Origin of the sequence: Bacillus sp. MRMR6, from assembly GCF_001940785.1 — a bacterium.
Lineage (GTDB): Bacteria > Bacillota > Bacilli > Bacillales > Cytobacillaceae > Neobacillus.
Genome location: NZ_MSLS01000032.1, coordinates 21,563 through 46,859 on the forward strand (window position 1 = coordinate 21,563; position 25,297 = coordinate 46,859).

Sequence of the window (25,297 nt, forward strand, 5' to 3'; positions counted from 1 at the left end):
GGTGGAGAAAAGGCAGTGGAATGGATTTTATTAGTGTTAATTGGGATTGTCGGCAGTTCACTAGGTTCATTAATAGGTCTAGGCGGAGGGATTATTGTTGTGCCTGCTCTGCTTTACCTTGGATCGTTATCAGCTTTTGGCTATATCTCACCACAGGTTGCCGTGGGAACCTCCTTGTTTACTATGATTTTTACAGGCTTATCTTCAACACTAGCTTATTTAAAATATAAAACGGTCGATTATAAGAGCGGCCTTATTTTTCTGATTGGGAGTGGACCAGGAAGCATATTTGGGGCATGGGTAACAGAAAAGCTAGATTTAGACTCCTTTAGTTTATTTTTTGGGCTTTTTATTATTTTCGTTTCACTCGTCCTCTATTTTAAAGATAAATTTAAACCTATACCATATCGTAAAGACAAAGGGATTGCACGTACCTTTACAGATAATAACGGCAAAACCTTTGAGTATGGTTTTAATCCTGCCATCGGAATTTTAATTTCATTAGTGGTTGGTTTCTTATCTGGAATCTTAGGTGTTGGTGGCGGTTCCTTAATGGTTCCAACCATGATCTTATTCTTTTTCTTTCCACCACATGTTGCGACGGCAACATCCATGTTTATGATCTTACCTACATCGATCCTTAGTTCCATCACCCATATTACGCTTGGAAATGTGGATTGGATGATTGCCTTAGCATTAGTACCGGGGGCATGGATCGGTGCAAAAGTGGGAGTGTATTTAAATTCTAAATTTAAAAGTAAAACGATTGTTTTGATACTAAGAACCATATTAATCGTAGTTGGCATAAGATTAATTTATCAAGGGATTATTGGTTAAAAAAAGGATGAACAACTAGAATGGAAACCATTCAAATTTATCATACAAATGATGTTCATAGTCACTTAAAACGCTGGCCGCGAATAAAACACTTTATTTCAGAAAAAAGATTAGAACATCAAAAGTCAGGCGATTGTTTTTTTCTATTCGATATTGGTGATTTTATTGACCGCTGGCATCCACTTGCTGATGGTACAAAAGGGCAGGGAAATGTAAAGCTTTTAAATGACTGCCACTATACAGCTATTACAATTGGTAATAATGAGGGAGTTAATTTTTCCTTTGATGATTTAAATCAATTATACAATCAGGCTGAATTTGATGTCATTGTAGCAAATTTATATAAAGATACTAGGCATCCACATTGGGTCAGCCCGTTTAAAATTTATCAATCAAACGAAGGCACACGGATAGGGATTATTGGGGTTACTGCTTATTTCACACTTCTCTATGAACTATTGGGCTGGGAACTTACCGAGCCGATTGCAGAGTTGAAAAAGTGGCTGCCTTTAGTAAAAAAACAATCGGATGTCATCATCGTTCTGTCTCATCTTGGATTTACTATTGATGAGCAGATAGCCCTTGAATGTCCAGAGATTGATGTGATCCTAGGTGGTCATACACATCATAAACTGCCAGAAGGGAAACTAGTGGGGGGAACCCTCCTTGCGGGTGCTGGGAAGCATGGGAATTTTGTCGGGCAGGTTACTATTTCTCTGGATATGGAGAAAAAGATTCAGAATAAAGAGGCAAGATTACATGAAGTAATGAGTTTGCCTGCTGTTCCTGATGAGAAACTACAGGCGAATGAACTGTACCATCAAGGCAAAAAGAAGTTAAACCAAATGATTATTTCGCTGTCTGAGCCCTTTCATCATGATCATTTAACAGAGACACCATTAGCAAAAATTCTATGCAGTGCCCTAAGAGAATGGTGCGAAGCCGATTGTGCGTTTATCAATGCAGGCTTACTGTTGGGACCTTTGTCGGGGAAGGTCACTAAATTTGATTTATTAAAAGTTTGTCCACATCCGATTAATCCATGCAAAATCGTGCTGACAGGCCAGGAATTAACCCAGCTTTTATTAGAAACACGTCAAAGTGACTGGGCCATCCAGGAAGTTAAAGGTCTAGGTTTTAGAGGAACGATTATGGGAACCAGTGTTTATGATCAAATTCTGTTTAGAGAAGAGCAGATTTTCATAAAGGGAACGGAACTGGAATCAGAAAAGAATTATAGCATTGCGATTCCTGATATGTTTACCTTTGGTCATTTTTTTACTGATTTATTAAAGAATAAGGAAAAGACATATTACCTCCCTGAATTTCTTCGGGATGTTTTATCTTGGAAACTACAAAACAGTCCTAGCTATACACGCTTTTTCAATCCTTAACATAATTTATAGGAAGGAAAGGAGTGTAGGATTTTGATCGAACTTTCACCAGTAGAGATTAACGGTCATACTTTTTTAGCTGTTACCGTATTACTCCCAAAAACTACGCTGCTGACTGTAAGCAGTGATAAGGGGTATATTATGTGTGGTGCTTTAGATGTTGGCTTATTAAATGAGAAATTAAAGGACCGCAAAATCGTTGCGGCTAGAGCTGTAGGGGTAAAGACAATTGAACAACTCCTAAATTCCCCTATGGAATCTGTAACACTAGAAGCAGAAGCATTAGGTATCACAAAAGGGATGATCGGTAAAGATGCCCTGCTAAAAATGATCTAAGGGCTTTCTTTTAAAAATTATATAGGCTAGTTCCCCCCTTACAAGCATACATTGCTTGTAAGGGGGGATTTTTTTGGTAAAGTTTCGCAGGCGGCTTGGGCGAAAAAGAGGGCCGTTACCTTTCCGATATGTAATGCTGCTATCATTCGTGTTTTTTCTTTTTTCAACGGCTATTGGTATATGGGCAATTAATAAAGGGATTGAGCCAGTGTTAATGAGATATGCTGAAGTCCAAACAAAAAAGATTGCTTCATTGGTAATTAATAAAGCTATCAATAAAAAGACAGTAGAGGTTGGAGATGTCATTGCTATTGAACCTGGTACTAACGGGGCACCTCCTAGCGCCAGTCTTAAAACTGAAATAATCAACCAAAAACTGTCGGAAATCACTAGTGAAATACAGAAAAACCTAAATGCTGCAGAGAAAGGGGAACTGTCTTCTTTAGAAAAACTAACGGATGTAGAGATTGATCTAGAAGCAGCAGATACAAATGGGATTGTCTGGAATGTACCACTAGGGCAGGCAACCGGCATGGCCCTGCTTGGTAATTTAGGACCTAAGATACCAGTGCGATTCCATGCAATCGGCGAAGTAAGACCTGATGTTAAATTTAAACCCACTCCAATCGGAATAAATAATACATGGATTGATGTCGCCATTCACTTAGAGGTTTCGGTTCAAATTATTACTCCTTTTGCTACAAAAATCACTATGCTTGAACAGAAAATCCCAGTTGGAGGAAGATTGATACAAGGTGAGGTACCGCAGTTTTATAATGGAGGAGGCAGCACACTGCCATCCATAGAATTACCGACCAATGGAAACTAAGAGAGGACTGTCACAAGGTGACAGTCCTACTTTTTTCGATTGCGAGCAATTTCCTGCTGTTTCCATAATCTTAAATGCGGGTACGGGTCGAAGGACCACTCGGTACGGCCATTATCCTTGTACATACCATAATGTAAGTGTGGAGGGAATTTTCCTGATGTACCAGGCGGCCCGTATCCAGAGCTTCCAACTCCGCCAATAATCGTTCCAGGTTCGACGATTTGGCCTACCTTCAAGTCCTTTGCAAAACCGCTTAGATGGGCAAAATAATGATAAGTATTATTAATATCACGGATTCCTACACGCCATCCGCCATATCGATTCCAGCCCTTCATTTCTACAATTCCATAGTTCGTAGCTCTAACTGGGACACCGTAGCCAGCGAAAATATCTGTCCCTTCATGTATTCTCCGGCCACCCCAGCCCCGGGCATCCCCCCAAGTGGTTCGATAGCTGTGGTTACTCCGAATTGGTACAGGAAAAGCATGGGTATCTAGGTCAATTCTTCCGAAATGACGGTACATTCTTGCTTTGCCAACAATGATTCCAACTGTTTTATCCCGCTTATAATAATTCCATAAGCCAATTTTTAAATTATCTTGGTCTGTTCCGTATGAAAGGAGGTAATGGGCAAATGCATATAGAACGTCCTCATCACTCTCTAAACTCGCCTTGCCATCACCGTCTCCATCCACGCCCATACCGCTAAAAAACTGGATGATTGCCGGGTTTTCTTCTTGTGGGTTTGGGTTTGTCAAACCAGCCCATTTCTCTGGTGAAAAATAGATGCCAATTAAACTTTCCACTTTAGGTAAGTCCCTGCGAACTGCACGGATATTTCTTTCATATTGGTCTATAGCGGCCAGGTAATACCAGGGAATGTGTGTAACTGTTTCTACCTTGTGATAAAGCTTCATTCTTTCCTGGTACTCGTCAGGTTCTTTTGCATAAGCCTCTCTGACCGTGAAAGTGGAGGAAAAGAATATAAGGAATGTCCCAATTATCAGTAATGCACGCACAAATATCCTCCTTCCAATTAATGTACAAGATTAGTTTATGATTTCTTGGCTTTTTCATAATGGTTAATAACTGGTAAAAATTCGTTGTGCAAAGAACTTACTTGTTGTTCTCTATTCTGTATGTTAAAGTGGCTATGGTAGAAACTCTTTTTATCGGATTAGAAGGGGTGAAAGTATTGAGTAAGCAAGAGGAATATATTAGGAAACCGGAATGGTTAAAAATAAAATTAAATACGAACGAAAACTATACGGGCTTGAAGAAGATGATGCGCGAGAAGAATTTACATACAGTTTGTGAGGAAGCGCGCTGCCCAAACATCCATGAATGCTGGGCTGTACGCCGAACAGCTACTTTTATGATTCTTGGTGATGTTTGTACCCGTGCATGCCGTTTTTGTGCAGTAAAAACTGGACTGCCAACAGAGCTCGATTGGCAAGAACCAGAACGAGTGGCTGACTCTGTTCAGTTAATGAATTTAAAGCATGCTGTCATCACAGCTGTTGCTCGTGATGATCTCAAAGATGGCGGTGCAGCCGTTTTTGCAGAAACAGTTAGAGCCATTCGCAGAAAAAATCCATTTACTAGTATAGAGGTCCTTCCTTCCGATATGGGAGGTAAGGAAGAGAATCTCCAAATGTTAATGGATGCAAAGCCAGATATTTTAAATCATAATATTGAAACCGTCAGACGCTTGACACCAAGAGTAAGAGCTCGTGCAAAGTATGATCGTTCCCTTGAGTTCCTTCGGAGGGCAAAAGAAATGCAGCCTTCCATTCCAACAAAGTCCAGCTTAATGGTAGGCCTTGGCGAAACAAAGGAAGAAATAATCGAAGTTATGGATGATTTAAGAGCAAACAACGTTGATATCATGACTATTGGACAGTATTTACAGCCTTCTAAACATCATTTAAAGGTAATAAGGTACTACACACCTGAAGAGTTTACTGAATTACGAGACATTGCCTTAAGTAAAGGTTTTAGCCACTGTGAAGCAGGGCCACTTGTTCGTTCTTCCTACCACGCTGATGAGCAGGTAAATGCGGCAGCTAAGCATAAACAGTTGCTTGGTGAGCAAAATGCCAAAGAAGCGTAACCAAAAGAGTTCAGTCCAATTAGACTGAACTCTTTCTTTATTGATTATTATTACCCATGTTATCGTCAGGTGTTATTCCATTTTCATCTTCACTGCTATTCATTCGGTAGCCTTGAGGAGATTTCTTCATCATTTCTATGACCTGGTTAACTGAATTGCGGGCATTTCTATTTGTTGAATGCAGGTAGGATAAATTTTCTATATCGCGCATCAAGTTTTTATTATCACTAACATAAACATGATAAAATCTTGGGATGACTGACATAGCTGTTCTTTTTACTTGGTCTGCGGTTAGTTCACGGTCCTTTGAGTCCGTGCTATACGAAATTAAAACTTCTTGGTCTGTTACAAGTGTTGCAACATCATTTACATTTGGGATATCGGTGCTCATCCCGCTAATGATATTGGCAACCTGTTCACGATCAATGGCTGCATAATGTTCAGTTGCCTGATTGTCACCCATGATAGGACTCTTCTGATGGCGGACAAAGCCATAATCATTACTTACATTTCTGGCATTCGTATTACCGCCCTCTTTATATAGTTCAGTCCTTTTATTATTGACATTAATCGTATTGCCGCTCTCTTCATACACATCACGGCTGGCAGTATCGTTGGCACATCCGGCTGTCAGCAATGAACATAATCCTATAACCATGGTGATTTTTTTCAATTAAAGCACCTCCTATTTTTAGAATATCCAAAACGACATTTTTTTTCTTAGTAATTGATGGTGAATCGGTTATAATGGGTAGTAGAGTTGTCTGGTAAAAATGAGGTGATTTTTATGATAATAATCAATGGTGTCACTTATGAAATTTTGCATGAACACAGAGACGGATTTAATGAGGAAGCGCTAAAGTCCAGGTATAGTGATATATTGTCTAGATATGACTATATTGTTGGAGATTGGGGATACGGTCAGCTTCGGTTGAAGGGGTTCTTCGAAGACCAAAATCAAAAGTCTACTTTTGATACGAAGATCAGTACATTAAATGAATATCTATATGAATACTGTAATTTCGGCTGTGCTTATTTTGTTTTGAAAAAGGTTAAAAAGTAAGGTGATTTAATGTTGAGGGTAGTTTTCCGCTCAATCAACATTGTTCTTGGTTCGACCAGCCCTTATCAAATTCCATATTAAAAGAAGGTTCAGTCATCCTGAGCCTTCTTTTTGTTTTATGTATTATAGGGCGGTTGTTTGTGTGTATCGGGGTCGTCGTGTGGGGGGTGTGAGCCTTCCATTTGGCGCGGTAGGCCTTCGTGCAAAGATTTGTTCTCGTAATTGAAGTTGCTATAGAACCGTTGTCCCTCTTTCCATGGGGTGCTTTTATTCTCTACGGGGGTGTTTTTCCCGATGGGAGAACCGTAAGGACCTTCTGGATAATCTTCTGCAGTAAGATAATTTTTTTGTTTTTCAACATTGGATAAGTCGAAATATTCTTTTGTTTCTTTATCGTCCATGTTTGTCACTCCTTTATTTCATAGTATGTTAAAAGTCGTGACAAAACATGAATAAGATTTAAATCAATTCTAACAGGAAGGAACGCAGCTCTTCAGCATCTTCTTCGTTTAACTGGAATGCGTATTCTAAGTAGCCCTCTTCCTTTAGGTCGTCTTCACCAATAATAGCAAAGCGACTGCCCTGTAGATCGAGGACAAGATGTTTCCCGTAATGGCGGTCTGTTTGAACAATGGCTAAATCAAATCGCTGATTGTCCCCGACAAAACTGACAAACCTTGTTTTTGTATCTTCAAGATCATTATATAAGTAATAACGTTCTTTCATATCGTTGAAAACTCCTTTATTTATTATCTTATCTTCTTATCTTACCAAACTTTATCTGATGAGGGGAATAAACGTCTCTTAAAAGTGGAAATGTTAAAATTTTCTACCATAGTAATGCCTACATATTCAATTGTGGTACAATATAAGTAATTTGCTGGATGCTAAAGTTTGAGAGGGTTGAAAAATAAATGACCTGTCGTTACATGGAAAAAGCTAAAAATGTAATGCAATGGGGTAAAATAAGGGGTATACTCGATTCAAGAATCGGTACTTAGAGCACACAGACAGGCGATTGCGATGGCTGAAAAGAGAATACATTCAGAGATGAATGAGATGATATACACCATCAACAAAATTGTATCTGAGAAAGCGATCACCTTGCTTACTCAACCAATATTTGATGTCGCCTCTAATGAAATTCGTGCATGGGAAATGCTGTCTCGAGGTCCAAAGGGCACTGCGCTAGAATTACCATTGCCACTCTTCTCCGTAGCTCGACAAACTGGGAAGCTTTATGAACTAGAGATGGTCGTGATCGAAAAGATGCTACAGCAAATTAAATCTACGAAGTGCCGCAAAGATATTTTTGTCAATTGCACTCCGGTTACCCTAGGGGATATCAGATTTACGCGCGAAGTAAAAAAGCTGCTTCAACAGTATAAGGGGATCTCTCCAAAACAAATTATTTTTGAAGTAACCGAACGAGACTCCATTGAAGGATTAAAGGACTTTATATACAATATTAAGGTGCTAAAGGTAATGGGTTTTCGAATTGCTGTGGATGACACGGGAGCAGGCTACTCAAACTTGCATACTATTAGCGAAATTATGCCAGATATTATCAAAATTGACCGATCAGTAATTGAAAATATCGATAAAGATACAGTTAAAGAATCCATGTTAAAGGGATTGCTTTTAGTAGCCAGAGAAACAGGTTCATTGGTTGTTGCGGAAGGAATTGAAAACGAACATGAGGCCCTAGTTTTAACAAGAAATAACGTAGATTTAGCCCAGGGCTACTTCTATGCACGGCCTACTACTCTATTTAAAGAAGTAGGGACATAGGGAACTTAAAGGAAGTGAAGATGTGTATTTTGTTGACCGTGAGAAGATGGAAGAAATCTTGGTGTTTTTAGAAAAACAAATATCTATTTTTGAAAGCAAAAATGTATGGTCTACACCTCTTGAGAAAGCAGCTTTAGAGCGCTTGACCCATATGATGATAGAAGCAATACTGGATGTTGGGAATAGTATGATTGATGGTTTTATTATGCGGGACCCAGGCAGTTATGAGGACATTATTGAAATCCTAGAGGATGAAAAAGTCATTACAGCAAAATCTGGTAAAAGTTTAAAAGAAATTGTAAAGTATCGTAAGGTTCTTGTGCAAATGTACACAGAAATTAATCATAATGAGTTACAAACTCAATTTGAGAGCCATATACAGGAACTGGCCGCATTTTCAGAGAACATTCGTCAGTATTTAGTAAACGAACTAGGACCAGTATCCGCATTTAAAAAATAATTCTGGATCGCTCCTTGCGGTCCTTTTATATTTGAATATCTTTTAATAAATGATGGAAAGTATAGTTAGAGGAGTGATTGTCATGAAAAAGTATAAAGGGTATCTCATTGACCTTGATGGAACCATGTATAAAGGATCAGAGCGGATTGATGCTGCTGTAGATTTTGTGAAGAGTTTAACGGCCAATTCAATTCCTTATTTATTTGTAACAAATAATTCATCAAGGACCCCAGCACAGGTAGCAGAGAAACTTAGAGATTTTGATATACCTGCTGAAAAAGAGCTAGTTTTCACGACAAGTCAGGCGACCGCTAATTACATCTACGCTGTAAAGAAGAATGCCTCCGTGTATGTGATTGGAGAAGAAGGGCTTCGTACCGCTTTGGAAGAAAAGGATTTTCAGTTTGCAGGTGAGAATGCTGACTTTGTCGTCGTAGGAATTGACCGCTCAATCAGCTATGAAAAGCTGTCTGTTGCTTGTTTAGCCGTTCGTAACGGTGCTACATTTATTTCTACAAATGGAGATATTGCCATCCCAACAGAAAGAGGGCTCCTGCCTGGTAATGGATCACTTACCTCAGTGATTTCTGTGTCAACACAAACGAAACCAATCTTTATTGGAAAGCCAGAATCTATTATTATGGATCAAGCGTTGAAAGTATTGGGTACCTCTAAGGATGAAACGTTAATGGTGGGAGATTATTATGATACAGATATTTTAGCAGGGATGAACGCGGGAATGGATACATTATTAGTCCATACGGGTGTTACGACAAAGGAACTATTATCAAATTACAACCGGATGCCAACATACACGATTGACTCCTTAGACGAGTGGGAGGTTTAGAAAAGGATGGAATTAATCCATCCTTTCTCATTTATTCTACATGCGCAGCCCGGTGTGCAAGTCTGCTTGAAGCGGCTGCAGCGATTGCCCCAATAATATCATCTAGGAATGTGTGACATTCACCTGTTGATTTATCGTTTAGACGAGCCAGAATACCAGGTTTTAGTTTATCAATATAACCATAATTGGTAAATCCAATTGAACCATACACATTTACAATCGATAACGCTAATATTTCATCTACTCCATATAGACTTTCATCCGTTTTGATTATGGATTGAATAGGTTCCTCTAACATTCCCTTTTCGGCTAGCATGTCGAGTTGGATTCCCGTAATAATTGCGTTTTGAACCTCACGCTTAGAAAGCACTCTTTCCACATTTGCAAGACAGTCTTCCATTTTTAAGTTTTCGTGATATTTTTCTTGTAGAAAATAGACTAAATCGGCAATGTCCTGAACGTCAACGCCTCTTTCTTTAATCCATCTCCGTGCTGTTTCTTCTGTTAAATCGACTTTTTTGTCTTCTGCCATGCCTCAATCACCTTTTCTTTGAATTTTCACTATATATATACTCTTAATTCATAACATATGCATGTTGAATTTGAAAAGTAACAAACATCTGTCTCCCTTACATAGTACACTGAATGTTGTTTTATTATTCTTGATTTATCCAAGTTGAAGAAAACAATTTTTAAAATCTTACACATATATATTGAATTAGAAGAAGAATTAAAAGAGGTGAGAGAATGTTAAAAAAGTTGTTGGAGGAACAGTACGGGATAACGGGGGAAGAATATGTAAAACTAGATCGTTTTGACGCTGTAAGAGGAAATGGCAATTTATATGTCATAACAAGGGCCGGAGGTCGGCAGGCAGAAGATATTGATGAGCTAGAAAAAATAGTGGAGCATTTACGAAGCTATGGAGACCAGCATGTTCCAGCCTTTATGCGTTCGAAAGAAGGTCATTTGATTACAACCTGGGAGGAAGAGCAATTCTGCGTGTTGGCGAGCCGTCTTAGCGGGAAACAGCAAAATCTAAATCTTGGCAGGAGGCTGGCCAAATTCCATGAACGTGGGAAAGTAGTTCCTTTTAAAATTGAGAGAATTTCGAGGATTGGACAATGGAAGGAATTGTGGGAGAAACGTCTAGATCAGATTGAAAAGGTATGGAGTGAGTTGCTCTATCAAACCCCTGAGAATGAATTTGAAAAGATGTTTGTTGAATCGTTTCCATATTACCTTGGTTTAACGGAAAACAGCATCCAGTATTTAGTCGATACAGAGCTAGATGATGAACCAGTGGAATCTGATGGGGGTACAGTATGTCATGAACGTTTTTCTAGGGGGTCTTGGGGCTCGAATTATTATATTAAAAATCCATTTGATTGGGTATTTGACCATCGCAGTCGTGACTTGGCAGAATGGACGAGAGAAAGATACTTCCGTAATACACAAACCTATGAGCAGGAACTAAGACAATTTTTTATCGAGTACCAAAATGTCTCGCCTTTATCAGCTTTTTCCTGGCGATTGTTATTTGCCCGTTTATTATTTCCACTGCATTACTTTGAGTGTATCGAAAACTACTATATAACTAGTTCTGAACAACAAAAAAGACTGCTTGAAGAGCAGTTGGATCGGACTTTAAAGCAATCAACTGAGTATGAACGATTTCTAAGCAAATTTTATCAATCAGCTGGTGCACCCCTTAATGCAGTTAACATTCCCGTACTGGAGTGGTTGTTAGTGAGGTAACCTAAAAAAGGAAAAGCGATTGCTTAGGCAATCGCTTTGATCTAGTGTCTAGCGCAAGGCGCCGATAGGTGGGTACCTTGCACTATTCTAAGTTTAATTAAAAAACTTGTTCAACTTCTACAACGCCTGGTACTTCTTCTAATAGAGCTCTTTCAATACCAGCTTTTAATGTGATGGTGGAGCTTGGGCAGGTCCCACATGCACCTAACAATCGAAGTTTTACGATACCATCCTCAACATCAACTAATTCACAATCTCCGCCATCTCTAAGAAGAAATGGACGTAATTTATCTAATACTTCCTGAACTTGCTCAAACATCATTTCTGTTTCTGTCATACTATCGTCTCCTTTCCTACCTTTATTATAATGTCATCGGAGTTAAAAATCCATTCTCATGAAATGGGAAATCGCACAATTGCAGACATATTTTATGTATTTATGGTTTGAATGTTGTAAAATAAAAAAAAACTAGGATCGAGTTGATAAACAAATGGAAGTTGAAGTTGTCATTTACGGTGCTGAACAGTTATGCCCAAGTTGTGTTAATTTACCGTCCTCTAAAGAAACCTTTGAATGGCTTGAGGCTGCTATCTCACGCAAATTTCCTACATATTCAATTAAGATGGCCTATATTGATATTCATCAACCGCCAAATGTGAGTGAAAAAGCAGCCTTCGCTCAAAGGGTCATTGAGGAGGACATGTTTTATCCTGTTGTGGTGATAGGGGATAAAGTCGTTGGTGAGGGCAACCCAAGGCTCAAAACGATTTTTGCTGAGTTAGAGAAATATGGCTACAAAGCTTTGTAAAAAAGAGGAAGCATCCAATCTATGTTTGGATGCTTCTTTCTATCCCGTAAAAGCTTGGGTTAGTTCAACTAACCCCCATTGATGGAAGTTTCACTTTATTATCCATTATGATACTTATACAGCCAGAGAACACCAGATTTTAGAAGCCTGGCTACCCTGCCTGTGATTGCTCGGTCAGCCATCATGCCAAAACCTTGTTTTTTCCCTAGAGATCCGAGAACACCTTTTAATTTGATAGTCGGAAAAGTTGCTGGTGGTTGTTCACCTTTCCAGCGGCTTTTTAAAACTTCAACAATTTGTTCTGCTTGACCCTCTGCAAGCTGTGCACTAGGTGCGTGCGGCAGGCTGGCACAGTCGCCGACGACAAAAACGTTATCATCATCTGGAAGATGATGATGTGGGGTAATAGTTAATCTACCTAAGCGATCCTTGTCTTTTCCTAGATCTCGGACCACTTTATTAGCTTGTATTCCAGCAGTCCATACAATTACATCACATGTTATCGGTTGATCATGATTGAAAAGTGTATTTTTTTCAACCTTTGTTATGTTGGAATTGTTGATAATTTCTACATTATGTTTATGGAACCAGCCTTCTACATACTTACTTAGACGATCTGGAAAGTCAGAGAGAATATGATTTCCACGGTCAAATAACTTTATTTTCAAGTCTCCTCTGCTTTCACTTAATTCACTAGCGAGTTCAACCCCACTAAGACCTGCACCAACGATTCCGACGACAGAACCCGGTCCTAGGTTATTTAGAACAGAGTAGGTTAAACGAGACTTTTCGATACTTTGAATACTATAGGTAAACTTATCTGCACCAGGAACACCGTGGTATTTATCCTCACAGCCAAGGCCAATGACTAATTCATCGTAGGAAACTGTCCTGTCACCATTTAACAGGACTTTCTTGCTGTCCAATTCAATGCCGATGACATCACCATAGATAATCGAGAGCTGCGGGTGTTCTGGAAAACCAACGCGGAGTTCTTTATCAGAGACTGTACCCGCTGCTAATGCGTAGTATTCTGTTTTTAGGCAATGGTAAGGTACACGATCAACGAGTGTAATCATAACATCCTCAGGAAGCTGATTGGGCAGAAGTTCACTTAAAATCTTCATACCACCATAGCCTCCACCGAGAACCACAAGATTTTTCATTTTTTTTATTCCCCTTTTATTCCGGTAGTCAAGTCTCTAATGTAGAAAATAGCTTTTTACAAGCTTCATGAATGTATGTAAAAGATATTAGAATAGTAATTAAACCATTATGAGTATATCCGAATTGTGTCAAAATAACAACATGTAAGTTTCACTTCTTGACAATATCATTGAAGCGTGGTAATTGACGTCTCGGAATAAAAAGAGTAGGATATAATTTTAATGGAGAGGTGAAACTCATGATTAAACCAATTATTGAATTTTGCATTAGCAATCTCGCAAGCGGTGCACAGAAAGCACTTGAAGCATTAGAAAGAGATCCAAACATGGATATTATTGAATATGGATGTCTTGGCTATTGTGGCAAATGTGCTTCTTCCTTATACGCTTTAGTTAATGGAGAAGTTGTCATGGGGAATACTCCTGATGAATTGGTTGAAAACATATACAAGCATTTAGATGAGAATCCAATGTTCTAATACAATAGCTAGGGAAGTGCCTGATTTGGTTCAATTTAGTTGAGTACGGATGGTACTGCGTATATACTATAATAAAAGACCCTAAAAGGGAGGAATAGTATGAGTAACGATGTTGTGATTTTGACGGAAGCTGCGGCTCTGCATATAAAAGATATGATGAAACACAATGATGAAGAAGGTGCGCACCTTCGTGTTAGTGTGAAGGGTGGAGGCTGCAGTGGATTATCTTATGGGATGGGATTCGAGCACGAAGTAAAAGATGAAGATCTTCAATTAGCACAGCATGGAATTCAAATTCTCGTTGAAAAAGAAAGTGCTGCCATTTTACAAGGTACGAAAATTGATTATAAGGAATCAATGATGGGCGGCGGGTTTACGATCGAAAATCCAAATGCCATCGCTTCCTGCGGCTGCGGCTCGTCATTCAGAACGGCCACAGCTACAGGTACACCAGAGGAATGTTAAGAAAAAAAAGCGTCTTGGACGCTTTTTTTCTTATTTATCAAACATAGACGAGCTGTGTAAAGGTTGAATTTTTGCTTTAGGGTCCATATATGCTTTAGCATTATTTACCGCAGTAGGTGCTTCGCCAAATCCGCAGGCAATTAATTTTACTTTTCCTTCGTATGTACAAATGTCTCCTGCTGCATAAAGGCCAGGAATATTTGTTTCCATTTTTGAATTAACAACAATTGAGTTCTTGGCGATTTCTAAGCCCCATTCTTTTATTGGACCGAGGGAAGATACAAATCCATAGTTACAAATAACAGCATCAACATCAATGGTTTCCTTCTCGCCGCCATTAACAGCTTCAAGGACTACTTGCTTTATACCACCTTCATCCCCAATTAACTCAGCTGGCACATAAGGAGTCTTTACTTCTGCCTTTGAACTATGCAGGTTCTCAACGCTATGCTCATGGGCACGGAATTTGTCTCTGCGATGGACAATAGAGACTTTTTCAGCAATCGGCTCTAACATTAATGCCCAGTCAACGGCTGAATCTCCGCCGCCAAAAACAACAACTCGCTTACCGGCAAATTTATTCAATTCATCAATGAAGTAGTGTAGGTTCTTCTTCTCGTACTGTACCGCACTTTCAAGCTCCAAACGCCGCGGTTGGAAAGCACCATTGCCAGCTGTGATGATGACTGTTTTTGAATAATGAACCTCTGAATTTGTCGTTAGTTTGAAGATTCCATCTTCCTGCTTCTCTAATTTTTCAACAGATTGTTCCAACACAATAGCAGGTTCAAACTTAGCCATTTGCTCTTTAAGGTTATCAATTAATTCTTGTGCTCGAACTTTTGGGAAACCAGCAACATCGTAAATATATTTTTCAGGGTAAAGAGCCGATAATTGCCCGCCTAATTGTGGCAAGCTTTCAATGATTTTTACCGACGCTTGTCTCATTCCTCCGTAAAAAGCAGTAAAAAGACCGATTGGGCCGCCTCCGATGATGGTTATATCATAAACCTTTTGATTTTCTAGCACACCGTATCCCCCCAGCTATGTAGATATAAATAAACTCTATTTTTAATCATATCACAAAATAAAAAAATCCTCACATGTTTAGCGCTTACAATCTTTGTGTTATCCTATAATTTGGCTGAAAAATGTAGAAAAATTCCTAATATAAATTAGATAAATGACTTGAAAATATGAAGTGAATAGCATAAGATGTATTGTGGATATATTGTTACTATTTTGTGACAAAAACAGAACATTTTTATGAAGTGGTACGTGAAGTATATCACAAACTTTTTTCCTTAAATCAAAATAAATTTATTGGATGCAGAGGAAGATAAGAAAAACAAATTTTATACAAAATAAAAAAGGTGGATGTGATCACTTTGAGAAAGCCGAAAATTGTAATAGTTGGAGCTGGATATGGCGGACTTATGACTACAGTTCGTTTGCAAAAGTTAGTGGGTGTAAATGAAGCGGATATCGTATTAATTAATAAAAATGACTATCATTACGAAACTACTTGGCTGCACGAAGCGTCTGCGGGTACATTGCACCATGATCGTGTTCGTTATGATATTCGTGATGTTATTGACAAAAGTAAGGTAGACTTTGTTCAAGGCACAGTAGTTGAAATCAATAAAGAAGATAAAAAAGTAATTCTGGAACAAGGTGAAGTGGGATATGACTATTTAGTTATTGCCCTTGGCGGCGAACCAGAAACCTTTGGAATTAAAGGCTTAAAAGAATATGCATTTGGTATTACCAATGTTAACTCTTCTCGCCAATTACGTGAGCATATTGAATATCAGTTTGCGACCTATAATATGGAAGAAGAAAAGAACGATAACCGGTTGGCAATTGTTGTCGGGGGTGCAGGATTCACTGGGATTGAATTTCTAGGTGAATTAACCAATCGTATTCCTGAGTTATGTCATGAATATGATGTTGACTTCCAAAAGGTAAGAATTATCTGTGTTGAAGCTGCTCCAACTGTTCTTCCGGGATTTGATCCTGAATTGGTGAACTACGCAGTATCTCAATTAGAGCGTAAAGGCGTAGAATTTTTAATTGGAACGGCTATTAAAGAAGCTACACCTGAAGGTATAATTGTTGCTAAGGGTGAGGAGGAACCACGCGAAATTAAAGCAAACACAGTTGTTTGGGCGGCGGGTGTTCGTGGAAATACTATCATTGAAAAATCTGGTTTTGATGCAATGAGAGGCCGTGTGAAGGTACAGCCCGACCTTCGTGTCCCTAGCTTTGATGATGTCTTTATTATCGGTGATAGTTCACTTATTATCAATGAAGAAATCAATCGACCATATCCGCCTACAGCACAAATTGCTATGCAGCAAGGTGAAGTAGTGGCTCGCAACCTAGCGGCATTAATTCGTAACCAGTCTGAGCTTGAAACCTTCAGTTTTGAAAACAAAGGAACTGTTTGTTCACTTGGTCACGACGATGCAATTGGGGTTGTATTTGGTAAAAAAGTTACCGGCTCTAAGGCTTCGCTTATGAAGAAAGTAGTTGATAACCGCTCTTTATATATGATTGGCGGTGCGGGTCTAGTATTGAAAAAAGGCAAGTTTAACGTATTTTAATTATAGGTTTAAGATAAGGGGCAGAGCGATCTGCCCTTTTTGTTATGATTAGAAGAAGATTAGATTGGAGGAGAGTAGTATGGGTAAGGAGAAACGCGGTAAGGTTTGGTTAGCTGTGTCTGGGTTAGTAAAGTCTTCTGATGGTAAATGGCTTGTTGTAAAAAAGCGCTATGGAGGTTTAAAAGGACAATGGTCCCTGCCTGCAGGGTTTGTGGACGAAGGTGAGACTGCAGATGAGGCAGTTATTAGAGAAGTTAGAGAAGAAACGGGTATTAACTGTGAAGTTAAAGGACTGATCGGGCTTAGAACGGGTGTCATTGCGGAAGAAATTAGCGATAATATGTTATTGTTTCTGCTTGAACCTCTAACAGGTGGAGAAATAAAGCACCAAGAAAATGAACTATATGAGGCAAAGTATATGGAACCAGAAGAATTATTATTAGAAAAAGATGCTTCGATTTTATTACATTATTTAATTAAACAAAATATACCAGATTGTAAACCAGGGAATGATCAATTAAACCCAGGCGAGCAATTTCACTATACTGCATATAAAATATTTTTTTAATTTTCCGAAAAATTAAGCAACCAATCGTAAATGCAAGAAAATATAGTATGTATCCGTTTTCTTCCTCTGATTTGGGTGAATTTCATCCTTTTCTAATTTAGGTTTTTTTGATATATTATCAGAAAATTTAAATAATATTTTAAAGGAGATGATTTGGATGCAAACGACAACTTTGGAAACAAAAAATTGTGATTACTGTGCTGGGATTGGATATTTTCAATTACTCCTAGGAGGTTCTGAAACATGTACCTGCTGTGGGGGGACAGGAAAGAAAGGTGACTAGAAAGTAAAACAATTGAATCGTAAGAGTAAAAAGGATGCTTCCGCGATTCATATCGGAGGCTATTTTTTTCTTTAAGTAACACATGCGCTTATATTGACTCCCTTTCGGACTTTAAGTAAACTTATTAGTGTGCGTAAAGGGGGAATATCAATGCAGATGAGCATAGTGGTATTAATTATTTCGATTTTATTATTTTTTGTATTATTTTTTGGAATTGGTTTTATTCTTAATATGCTATTAAGAATGTCATGGATTATGGCCCTTATTTATCCATTAATAGCTGTTCTTATTATAGATAAAGTGAAGTTTACTGAGTATATTACAAATAGCGAAGCAGCATTTTTTGAGCTAGGACAAAAAATAACTTCGTTAGCAACTGCAGATATTCTGATCCTGCTTAGCGGTCTTGCTGGAGCAATTGCTGCTGGGTTTACAATCAAACTGCTTAGAAAAAATGGTTATCAAATGTTCTAAGGGCCTAATAAGGTCTTTTTTTATTGCCGTATTTTTTGAATAAAATGATGCCATACTCCTTTTTTTGAATATTTTTTCCCATCTTGGGAAATGAATATTTTGGGAGGAGTGAATTTTTAATGAATAAAATGAAAAAATGGATCAAACGATTCTTGATGACAATTCTTTTCTTCTTGGCACTGCTTGTAACATATCAATCCATCACCGGAGTCGATGCAAAATCTCTTATCTATGATGGACTAAAAGTAGAGGAAAAGAACAAAGCCAAAGAAGCTAGTTCTAATTTACATCATACATTGGGTCATATTGGAGTTTATTTTAAAAAGGTACAAGAGCAATTCGTATATGCTGTATTTGCACCAAAGAAAGCAATGGCAGAACCTCCGCCAGCTTTGGAGGATGCCTTCGATTGGTCAAAATATCCGAAAAAGACAGTCGTTGCAACGGGCTATACGGCAGGATACGAATCAACTGGAAAGAATGAAGGGCATCCTGAATATGGTATTACGTATTCAGGTGTAAAGGTTAAGCGTGATTTATACTCTACGGTGGCAGCTGATTTACAAGTATTCCCGATTGGTACGATTCTATTTATCCCTGGCTACGGTTATGGAGTGGTGGCAGATAAAGGCGGTGCCATTAAAGGCGATAAGGTGGACCTGTACTATGAAACCGTAGATGATGTCTATAATATGTGGGGTAAGAAGAAAATCGATGTTTATATTGTTCAAGAGGGTAATGGGAAACTTACGGAAGAACAGTTAAAAGCTTTAAATGAGGACGAGACGATGCAAGTTTTTCGTCAGCAATTTATAGGGTCTGAGAGAAAATAACAAGCAGGCTAAGCCTGCTATTTTTATGGGAAAATAGCATTACCAAAGCCCGCGATCGATTTTTATACATGTAGGATCATTAGAGAGTCGAAAGAGATGGCTATTTCCGATATAATAAATAAGGTAATTATTTGGAGGTGAACACCAGTATGTTTCAGGTAAAGCAAGAATTTCAATTTTCTACGGAGCATGAGGGTTTAATTGTCGGATTATTTGATAAACCGGAGAAATTCAATGGTGAATTAGCAAAGCTAGACGAATTATTTGCTGGACAATTAACCGAGCTAGTAAAATCAGGTGATTTGTCAGCAAAGTTTAAGAGCATGAGCAAAGTACATAGTTTTGGGAAAATCGGTGCTAAAAGAATCTGGTTTGTTGGACTTGGAAAAGAAAAGGAATACAGCTTTGAAAAGTTGAATGAAGCATTAGGGAAGGTTTTTAAATCCCTTCAGGCTAATAAGCTAGGTGAAACTGCCATTCTGTTTGATACTCTCACAAATGATTCAGTTGATCACTTAGATGCCGCACATGCCACTAGTCAAGCATTTGCACTATCTACCTATAAATTTGATGACTATAAACAAAGGTCAAATGAACCGGAAAAAAGGCTAGAATCAATCGTAGTTTATAGTGCTAACCAGGACAAAGAGGAGATTCAGGCCTCGCTATCTGTCGGATATTCATTCGGAAAGGGAACGAACTCTGCCCGAACACTTGTTAATACTCCTGGTAATTTGTTAACTGCCACAGACATGGCTAACTATGCAGAAGAACTTGCTGTAAGATATAACTTTGAAGTGGAAATATTGGAAAAGCAGGATCTTGAGAGGCTCGGAATGGGGGCTTTCCTTGCTGTAAATCAAGGTTCTACTGAGCCTCCGAAAATGATTGTCGTTAAATATCAAGGAAAAGATGAGTGGAAGGATGTTATTGGTTTAGTAGGAAAGGGTATCACATTTGATACTGGCGGTTATTCAATTAAACCAAAGGATGGAATTGTTGGCATGAAGACCGATATGGGTGGTGCAGCAGCAGTCCTTGGTGCGATGGAAATTATCGGTGAACTAAAGCCTGAACAAAACGTTGTAGCTGTTATTCCTTCTACAGATAATATGATTAGTGGTAATGCCTTTAAACCCGATGATGTCATAACCTCGATGAGTGGAAAAACAATTGAGGTGCTGAATACTGACGCGGAAGGAAGGCTTGTTTTAGCAGATGCCGTCACGTATGCCAAGCACCATGGTGCCGAATATTTAGTTGATGTAGCGACTTTAACGGGTGGGGTGATTGTCGCCCTGGGTGTCCATACTACTGGAGCGATGACAAACCATGATCGACTCTATCAACAAGTACTTGAGGCATCGAAAGAGGCCGGCGAACCGGTTTGGCAGCTCCCTTTATTTGAAAAAGATAAAGAAAGAGTGAGAAATAGTCAGGTTGCTGATTTAAATAATTCACCAGGACGAGAAGGGCATGCAATCGTAGCAGGTGCCTTTATCGGTGAGTTTGCCGAAGATACCCCTTGGGTACATTTAGATATTGCTGGGACATCTACTTCCTCAAAAGACTATGACCTCGGTCCTGCTGGTGCTACAGGTGTTATGACCAGGACACTTGCCTTATTTGTTGAGCGCTTTGAACCAATTTCACCTAAATAAACAGGTAGATTTTTTGCATGGCCCACTCATTTTCTTCTAATTTCGCATATGCAATAGTGTAGGCAAGATAGATGAAGAAGGAGGTAAGGCTGCGTGCATTATTATCAAAGTCCATACCAAACACGTAACAGTAGATTTGCACCATTGGGTTTCGGTATTCCGTTACTAGGTGGTCTGGTAGGCGGACTATTAGGAAGTGCATTACTCTACCCGCGTCCATTTTTGGGTCCTAGACCCTTTATCGGTCCTAGACCTTTTTTCGGTCCAGCACCATTTGTAGGTCCAGCACCATTTATAGGTCCGGTCCCAGGCTACGGCTATCCAGGTTATGGTGTCCCAGGCTACGGTGTCCCAGGCTACGGTATCCCTTATTAATATCAAGAAAAAACAGCTTACTGAGCTGTTTTTTCTTTTTTTAATCCCCTTATATAAAAGGGAATTTATTTTTGAAAGCGAATATATAAACATTAACTAAATAAATTAGAAGGGAAGTTAATCATGTTAAAAGACACATTAATTGAAACTCTGGGGATTGAAGTAACGCATATAGAGGCTGGAAAGGTGATCGCGACCATGCCGGTAGACGAACGTACTCGCCAACCATTTGGATTATTACACGGAGGAGCTTCAGTCGCATTAGCGGAAACGGTTGCGAGTATCGGAGCCTACGAGTTGGTTGACCAAGAAACAGAAGGTGTAGCAGGTCTTGAAATAAATGCCAATCACGTACGCCCCATTACGGAAGGATCCGTTACAGCGGTAGGAACCATACTCCATCAGGGACGAACAACCATGGTATGGGATATCAAAATTACCGATGAACGCGATCGTTTAATCTGTGTTTCAAGATGTACAATGGCTATTTTTAAAATCAAGAAATAACTAGTAAATGTAAAATTTTATTTTTTCGCTGCCATTGTGTAAAAATTGAAAATATTTCTGCTGTTTCCATGATATAATGTAAAAAAAATAGATAATAAGTACAATTTTTTGTACAGGTTTCTCAATATAATAGTAGTAAAAAAGATATATAGAAAGGTGGTGTAAGAATGAAGGAAGCACGGCAGCATATTTTTATTGACTTTGAATTTACCATGCCAGAGCGGAATGTTCGAATGAAGGAATTCTATGCAGAGATTATTGAGGTCGGGCTTGTATTGGTTGTGAATGATCAAATAAAAGAACAATTTTCTTCTTATGTAACTCCGCTTAAATTTCCTATGTTATCGGAGCGTTGTAAATCATTCTTACATATTTCCCAACAGCAGGTGGACAATGGGATATCTTTTTATGAACTCAACCGAAAGCTAGAAGAGTTCAATAAAAATATTGAAACGACAATTGTTACTTGGGGAAATATGGATATGAAGGTACTCCGACATAATTGTTTAGAGGCCGGAGTAGTATTTCCTTTTAAAGCCTCAGAACTAGATCTCTCAATGGAGTATAAACGCTTCTTTGGTGACCAGAATCAAACAGGATTATGGAAAGCAGTTAAGGAATATGGAAAAGAAGGGACAGGCAGACACCATCGAGCCCTGGATGATGCCCTGACCACTTATAATATATTCCGTCTAGTGGAAAAGGATAAAAGGTATTTAGAAAAACCAAAACCAACCACAATTGGTGACCGTGTAGATTTCTCAAAGCTTCTAAATGAGTTTGCATAAAAGGCCAAATCATTCATATTGATTTGGCCTTTGTGTGTTTATATTATGATTAGAAATAATCTTTTTCTAGAGATGTGATACTTTTTAGGCTAAGTTCTGCCCAAGGTGAAGAGTTTTCAGTTAACTCCTTTTTTAATTTATCAATGGCTTCTCTTAAAGAAGTTTGATATTCTGGGAGATCTTCAGTAAAATGTTTAACCATTTGCTTTGGAATATTCGCTTGTTCCCTAAATGCCAGTGCTCTTCTTTCGTGAAAGATCATCACATCTGCTTCTCTAGGATTATGCAAATCGCCTTGCATCGGATGTTTTGCAACAGCTAAAACTCTTAACGTATAATGCTGAGGTCGGATTTCGGTGATTTCCCCATAGTATTTCCCTGTTTTATAAATGCCCGTAACCTTATCCCCTATTTGAAACTCTGACAATATAACCCCTCCAATATCCACTGATTACTTTATTTTACTATGAAAAATTTAAAAATAAAAACATTGTGCAAAAATGGATGATTTCGGTTAAATTATAAAAGTGGAGGGATGATAATGAGAAATAGTTTGAAAGTATGGTTAACATTTTTAATGGCTGTGCTCGTTTTAGCAGCATGTGGGACAAGCAAGGAAAAAGAGGAAGCAGCACAAGAAACAGAGCAAAAAACAGCGGATAAGGAAGGGAGTAATCAAGTGACTGACGCAGTTTATCCTCAGCTTACAAATGAGGTTTCTGAAAATGAAAAATTGGTTGAAATGGAAACTTCTATGGGAATAATCAAAATTAAATTGTTTCCTGAACAGGCTCCAAAAGCAGTTGAAAACTTTGTTAAGCACGGAGAAGAAGGATACTATGATGGTCTGATTTTCCATCGGGTAATCAATGACTTTATGATTCAAGGCGGCGACCCTAATGGGAACGGAACGGGTGGAGAAAGTATATATGGCCACCCCTTTGAAGATGAATTCTCTACTAGTCTTTTTAATATCCGCGGTGCCTTATCTATGGCAAATTCAGGTTCAAACACAAATGGCAGTCAGTTCTTTATTGTTCAAAAGACGTCACTTGATCCTGCGATGAAGGATGAGATGAACAAGGCAGGCTTTCCAGAACAAATTATTGACGCTTATGATGAACGAGGAGGAACTCCTTGGCTAGATAATCGTCATACCGTTTTTGGACAAGTGATTGAGGGAATGGACATAGTAGATAAGATTGCTGAGACACCAGTAGGAGCCCAGGATAAGCCAGAAGAAGATGTAATCCTTAAGAAAATTACCGTTTTAAAGTAACTAGAAATATTTACGAATGTTTCAAATGGTAAGAAACGATTTTTGTTGCTATAATGAATAAAAATAGTTATTCCTTTAAATGAAAGGGAGAAAAAAATGTTTCAGCCATTTGTACTATCGTTATTTTTATATTTTCCTGAAGATAAATCGGAATACGGCCCAGCAGCAGTAACCTTTATCCTTTTTATGATAGCGGCTCTGCTTACCATGAAATGGATCATAAATATCTCAAAGCGAGAAGCCAAAAAAGCAAAAGAATTAGAAGAAAAAATAATGAAACAATCATCAATAAAGGGGAACAGTGAACAATAACTGTTCCTTTTTTTATATTTAAAAGCACATAGGGAGTGGAAGTATGATCGAAAACAAATTGTATTATCAAGACCCTTATCTTAAAGCGTTTAAAGCAAGTGTAATAAAACAGGAAAGGGACCTGGGGAATAACTGGTATTTAGTATTGAGCGCTACAGCTTTTTACCCAACAGGCGGAGGACAACCCTGTGATTTAGGGACAATTGATGGACAGAAGGTAATAAACGTGGAAGAGGTTGACGGAGAAATCCGTCATTATCTGGTTCAGCCAATAACCGAATCCAAGAGTGAAGTTCATGGAGAAATTGATTGGGAACTTAGATTTGACCATATGCAGCAGCATGCCGGACAGCATATCCTTTCTGCTGCATTTGATCACTTGTTTCAGTACAAGACCATAGGGTTTCATTTAGGAAAAGAAATTCTAACCATTGATTTAGACACAAATCACATCACGGAAGAGGACGCACAAAAAGCAGAGGCAGCTGCAAACGAAATAATAGTGGAGAATAGACCTATTCATGTTAAATGGGTAAGCGAAGATGAATTATCCACCTATTCCTTGCGAAAAGAAACAAAGGTAAAAGCTGATATTCGATTGGTCATTATTCCAGATTTTGACTACAATGGTTGTGGTGGCACACATCCTAACTCAACAGGACAAGTGCAGTCTATAAAAATATTGGGTTGGGAAAAACAAAAAAAGAAAATCCGTTTACAGTTTGTTTGTGGAAATCGTGTTAGTAAACAGTTGGGTCAAAAACAGAAGGTTATGGTAGAACTTACGAAACTGCTTAATTCTCCGGAACCTGAAATGGAAACGGCTGTTGGACGGCTTCTCCAGCAAAGAAGGATACTCGAAAAAACACTCGAAGATGCTAAGGAAAGACTTCTTAAATATGAAGCTAGAGAATTGCTTGCAAATAAGAACGCAAACCAGGTGATTAGTGAATTATTTGAAAATCGCACTCTTCAGGAGTTGCAAAAGCTAGCAAGGGACATAACAACTGTAAATCCTGATGTCATGACTCTGTTCGTTGCAGTCAATGAAGGTCAAATGCAGTTAGTTTGTGCAAGAGGTTCATCTCGGGATGAAGATATGAAAGCAGCCATTACAAGTGCCAACCAATTAATTGATGGAAAAGGCGGCGGGAGTGCCTCCTTTGCACAAGGTGGGGGCAAGGCAATCATCCCCGGTGAAGAAATGCTGGCGTTTTTACTAAAAGAATCTGGGGCTTCTCATAGCGTTAAATAAAAGTATACT

At 38.6% G+C, this 25,297-nt stretch carries 34 protein-coding genes; 25 read left to right on the forward strand and 9 right to left on the reverse strand.

Annotated features, from left to right (window positions below; all coding sequences use genetic code 11):
- The first annotated feature begins 15 nt into the window (after window positions 1–15).
- The 4 genes from BTR25_RS21570 (at window position 16) to yunB (ending at window position 3,396) form a co-directional block, all read left to right on the forward strand.
- Window positions 16–837 carry a sulfite exporter TauE/SafE family protein gene (locus BTR25_RS21570; RefSeq protein WP_075690086.1) on the forward strand — a complete coding sequence of 274 codons (822 nt, stop codon included), beginning with the start codon at window positions 16–18 and terminating at the stop codon, window positions 835–837.
- 20 nt (window positions 838–857) lie between these two features.
- Entirely contained in the window at window positions 858–2,231 is a 1,374-nt protein-coding gene (locus BTR25_RS21575) for a bifunctional metallophosphatase/5'-nucleotidase (RefSeq protein ID WP_075690087.1), read from the forward strand.
- 33 nt (window positions 2,232–2,264) lie between these two features.
- Window positions 2,265–2,567 (forward strand): YunC family protein, encoded by a 303-nt coding sequence (locus BTR25_RS21580; protein WP_075690088.1) that lies wholly within the window; start codon window positions 2,265–2,267, stop codon window positions 2,565–2,567.
- Between the two features lie 73 nt (window positions 2,568–2,640).
- Window positions 2,641–3,396, forward strand: a complete 756-nt coding sequence (yunB, locus tag BTR25_RS21585) for a sporulation protein YunB (protein ID WP_075690089.1) — start codon at window positions 2,641–2,643, stop codon at window positions 3,394–3,396.
- Between the two features lie 26 nt (window positions 3,397–3,422).
- Here the strand turns inward: yunB and BTR25_RS21590 are convergent, their stop codons facing one another.
- A complete protein-coding gene (locus BTR25_RS21590) occupies window positions 3,423–4,382 on the reverse strand; it encodes a M23 family metallopeptidase (RefSeq protein ID WP_254842771.1) in 960 nt (319 codons plus the stop codon).
- 167 nt (window positions 4,383–4,549) lie between these two features.
- Here BTR25_RS21590 and lipA point away from each other — a divergent pair, with 167 nt between their 5' ends.
- Window positions 4,550–5,509, forward strand: coding sequence for a lipoyl synthase (gene lipA, locus BTR25_RS21595; protein ID WP_483295280.1), 960 nt, complete (start codon window positions 4,550–4,552; stop codon window positions 5,507–5,509).
- Window positions 5,510–5,546: 37 nt separating this feature from the next.
- Here lipA and BTR25_RS21600 read toward each other — a convergent pair whose 3' ends face one another.
- Entirely contained in the window at window positions 5,547–6,182 is a 636-nt protein-coding gene (locus tag BTR25_RS21600) for a YhcN/YlaJ family sporulation lipoprotein (protein WP_075690091.1), read from the reverse strand.
- Window positions 6,183–6,296: 114 nt separating this feature from the next.
- Here BTR25_RS21600 and BTR25_RS21605 point away from each other — a divergent pair, with 114 nt between their 5' ends.
- Window positions 6,297–6,572: a YutD family protein gene (locus BTR25_RS21605; protein ID WP_075690092.1), complete on the forward strand. Its 276-nt coding sequence runs from the start codon at window positions 6,297–6,299 to the stop codon at window positions 6,570–6,572.
- Window positions 6,573–6,688: 116 nt separating this feature from the next.
- Here BTR25_RS21605 and BTR25_RS21610 read toward each other — a convergent pair whose 3' ends face one another.
- Together BTR25_RS21610 and BTR25_RS21615 are read right to left on the reverse strand one after the other, a co-directional pair.
- Window positions 6,689–6,973: a cytosolic protein gene (locus BTR25_RS21610; protein ID WP_075690093.1), complete on the reverse strand. Its 285-nt coding sequence runs from the start codon at window positions 6,971–6,973 to the stop codon at window positions 6,689–6,691.
- 58 nt (window positions 6,974–7,031) lie between these two features.
- Window positions 7,032–7,298, reverse strand: a complete 267-nt coding sequence (locus BTR25_RS21615) for a DUF3055 domain-containing protein (protein ID WP_075690094.1) — start codon at window positions 7,296–7,298, stop codon at window positions 7,032–7,034.
- A gap of 297 nt (window positions 7,299–7,595) precedes the next feature.
- Here BTR25_RS21615 and BTR25_RS21620 point away from each other — a divergent pair, with 297 nt between their 5' ends.
- The 3 genes from BTR25_RS21620 (at window position 7,596) to BTR25_RS21630 (ending at window position 9,670) form a co-directional block, all read left to right on the forward strand.
- A complete protein-coding gene (locus BTR25_RS21620; protein ID WP_075690095.1) occupies window positions 7,596–8,363 on the forward strand; it encodes an EAL domain-containing protein in 768 nt (255 codons plus the stop codon).
- 22 nt (window positions 8,364–8,385) lie between these two features.
- Window positions 8,386–8,823, forward strand: coding sequence for a type VII toxin-antitoxin system HepT family RNase toxin (hepT, locus tag BTR25_RS21625; protein ID WP_075690096.1), 438 nt, complete (start codon window positions 8,386–8,388; stop codon window positions 8,821–8,823).
- An 82-nt stretch (window positions 8,824–8,905) separates the two neighbouring features.
- On the forward strand, window positions 8,906–9,670 hold the full coding sequence (locus tag BTR25_RS21630) for a TIGR01457 family HAD-type hydrolase (protein WP_075690097.1): 765 nt from the start codon (window positions 8,906–8,908) through the stop codon (window positions 9,668–9,670).
- 31 nt (window positions 9,671–9,701) lie between these two features.
- Here the strand turns inward: BTR25_RS21630 and BTR25_RS21635 are convergent, their stop codons facing one another.
- Window positions 9,702–10,202: a phosphatidylglycerophosphatase A family protein gene (locus tag BTR25_RS21635; RefSeq protein ID WP_075690098.1), complete on the reverse strand. Its 501-nt coding sequence runs from the start codon at window positions 10,200–10,202 to the stop codon at window positions 9,702–9,704.
- A gap of 215 nt (window positions 10,203–10,417) precedes the next feature.
- Here BTR25_RS21635 and yutH point away from each other — a divergent pair, with 215 nt between their 5' ends.
- Window positions 10,418–11,428 (forward strand): spore coat putative kinase YutH, encoded by a 1,011-nt coding sequence (gene yutH / locus BTR25_RS21640; RefSeq protein WP_075690099.1) that lies wholly within the window; start codon window positions 10,418–10,420, stop codon window positions 11,426–11,428.
- A 97-nt stretch (window positions 11,429–11,525) separates the two neighbouring features.
- Here yutH and BTR25_RS21645 read toward each other — a convergent pair whose 3' ends face one another.
- Window positions 11,526–11,765: a NifU family protein gene (locus BTR25_RS21645; RefSeq protein WP_075690100.1), complete on the reverse strand. Its 240-nt coding sequence runs from the start codon at window positions 11,763–11,765 to the stop codon at window positions 11,526–11,528.
- 154 nt (window positions 11,766–11,919) lie between these two features.
- Between BTR25_RS21645 and BTR25_RS21650 the strand changes: the two genes are divergently transcribed.
- Complete coding sequence (locus BTR25_RS21650) at window positions 11,920–12,237, forward strand: YuzD family protein (protein WP_075690101.1); 318 nt, start codon at window positions 11,920–11,922, stop codon at window positions 12,235–12,237.
- Window positions 12,238–12,335: 98 nt separating this feature from the next.
- Here BTR25_RS21650 and BTR25_RS21655 read toward each other — a convergent pair whose 3' ends face one another.
- A complete protein-coding gene (locus BTR25_RS21655) occupies window positions 12,336–13,403 on the reverse strand; it encodes an NAD(P)/FAD-dependent oxidoreductase (RefSeq protein ID WP_075690102.1) in 1,068 nt (355 codons plus the stop codon).
- A gap of 239 nt (window positions 13,404–13,642) precedes the next feature.
- Between BTR25_RS21655 and BTR25_RS21660 the strand changes: the two genes are divergently transcribed.
- Window positions 13,643–13,882 carry a YuzB family protein gene (locus BTR25_RS21660; RefSeq protein ID WP_075690103.1) on the forward strand — a complete coding sequence of 80 codons (240 nt, stop codon included), beginning with the start codon at window positions 13,643–13,645 and terminating at the stop codon, window positions 13,880–13,882.
- 99 nt (window positions 13,883–13,981) lie between these two features.
- Window positions 13,982–14,347 (forward strand): HesB/IscA family protein, encoded by a 366-nt coding sequence (locus BTR25_RS21665; protein WP_075690104.1) that lies wholly within the window; start codon window positions 13,982–13,984, stop codon window positions 14,345–14,347.
- A gap of 30 nt (window positions 14,348–14,377) precedes the next feature.
- Here the strand turns inward: BTR25_RS21665 and BTR25_RS21670 are convergent, their stop codons facing one another.
- Window positions 14,378–15,376: an NAD(P)/FAD-dependent oxidoreductase gene (locus BTR25_RS21670; protein WP_075690105.1), complete on the reverse strand. Its 999-nt coding sequence runs from the start codon at window positions 15,374–15,376 to the stop codon at window positions 14,378–14,380.
- A 359-nt stretch (window positions 15,377–15,735) separates the two neighbouring features.
- Here BTR25_RS21670 and BTR25_RS21675 point away from each other — a divergent pair, with 359 nt between their 5' ends.
- The 9 genes from BTR25_RS21675 (at window position 15,736) to kapD (ending at window position 22,442) form a co-directional block, all read left to right on the forward strand.
- Window positions 15,736–16,953, forward strand: a complete 1,218-nt coding sequence (locus tag BTR25_RS21675; protein WP_075690106.1) for an NAD(P)/FAD-dependent oxidoreductase — start codon at window positions 15,736–15,738, stop codon at window positions 16,951–16,953.
- A 79-nt stretch (window positions 16,954–17,032) separates the two neighbouring features.
- Window positions 17,033–17,521: an NUDIX hydrolase gene (locus tag BTR25_RS21680; protein WP_075690107.1), complete on the forward strand. Its 489-nt coding sequence runs from the start codon at window positions 17,033–17,035 to the stop codon at window positions 17,519–17,521.
- A 157-nt stretch (window positions 17,522–17,678) separates the two neighbouring features.
- Window positions 17,679–17,804 (forward strand): YuiA family protein, encoded by a 126-nt coding sequence (locus BTR25_RS27815; protein WP_175596848.1) that lies wholly within the window; start codon window positions 17,679–17,681, stop codon window positions 17,802–17,804.
- Window positions 17,805–17,954: 150 nt separating this feature from the next.
- Complete coding sequence (locus BTR25_RS21685; protein WP_075690108.1) at window positions 17,955–18,278, forward strand: YuiB family protein; 324 nt, start codon at window positions 17,955–17,957, stop codon at window positions 18,276–18,278.
- Between the two features lie 119 nt (window positions 18,279–18,397).
- A complete protein-coding gene (locus BTR25_RS21690; protein ID WP_075690109.1) occupies window positions 18,398–19,111 on the forward strand; it encodes a 3D domain-containing protein in 714 nt (237 codons plus the stop codon).
- A 149-nt stretch (window positions 19,112–19,260) separates the two neighbouring features.
- Window positions 19,261–20,772, forward strand: a complete 1,512-nt coding sequence (locus BTR25_RS21695; RefSeq protein WP_075690110.1) for a leucyl aminopeptidase — start codon at window positions 19,261–19,263, stop codon at window positions 20,770–20,772.
- A 93-nt stretch (window positions 20,773–20,865) separates the two neighbouring features.
- The gene (locus BTR25_RS21700) at window positions 20,866–21,147 is read left to right on the forward strand and encodes a hypothetical protein (RefSeq protein ID WP_075690111.1); all 282 of its coding nucleotides are present in this window, start codon (window positions 20,866–20,868) and stop codon (window positions 21,145–21,147) included.
- A 123-nt stretch (window positions 21,148–21,270) separates the two neighbouring features.
- Window positions 21,271–21,654 carry a hotdog fold thioesterase gene (locus BTR25_RS21705; protein ID WP_175596849.1) on the forward strand — a complete coding sequence of 128 codons (384 nt, stop codon included), beginning with the start codon at window positions 21,271–21,273 and terminating at the stop codon, window positions 21,652–21,654.
- 167 nt (window positions 21,655–21,821) lie between these two features.
- Window positions 21,822–22,442 (forward strand): 3'-5' exonuclease KapD, encoded by a 621-nt coding sequence (gene kapD, locus BTR25_RS21710; protein WP_075690113.1) that lies wholly within the window; start codon window positions 21,822–21,824, stop codon window positions 22,440–22,442.
- Between the two features lie 49 nt (window positions 22,443–22,491).
- Here kapD and kapB read toward each other — a convergent pair whose 3' ends face one another.
- Complete coding sequence (gene kapB, locus BTR25_RS21715) at window positions 22,492–22,869, reverse strand: kinase-associated lipoprotein KapB (protein WP_075690114.1); 378 nt, start codon at window positions 22,867–22,869, stop codon at window positions 22,492–22,494.
- A gap of 114 nt (window positions 22,870–22,983) precedes the next feature.
- Here kapB and BTR25_RS21720 point away from each other — a divergent pair, with 114 nt between their 5' ends.
- From BTR25_RS21720 to BTR25_RS21730, 3 genes are all read left to right on the forward strand, one after another.
- Complete coding sequence (locus BTR25_RS21720; protein ID WP_075690115.1) at window positions 22,984–23,721, forward strand: peptidylprolyl isomerase; 738 nt, start codon at window positions 22,984–22,986, stop codon at window positions 23,719–23,721.
- Between the two features lie 96 nt (window positions 23,722–23,817).
- On the forward strand, window positions 23,818–24,033 hold the full coding sequence (locus BTR25_RS21725) for a hypothetical protein (RefSeq protein ID WP_075690116.1): 216 nt from the start codon (window positions 23,818–23,820) through the stop codon (window positions 24,031–24,033).
- 43 nt (window positions 24,034–24,076) lie between these two features.
- The gene (locus BTR25_RS21730; protein WP_075690117.1) at window positions 24,077–25,288 is read left to right on the forward strand and encodes an alanyl-tRNA editing protein; all 1,212 of its coding nucleotides are present in this window, start codon (window positions 24,077–24,079) and stop codon (window positions 25,286–25,288) included.
- Window positions 25,289–25,297 lie beyond the last annotated feature (9 nt).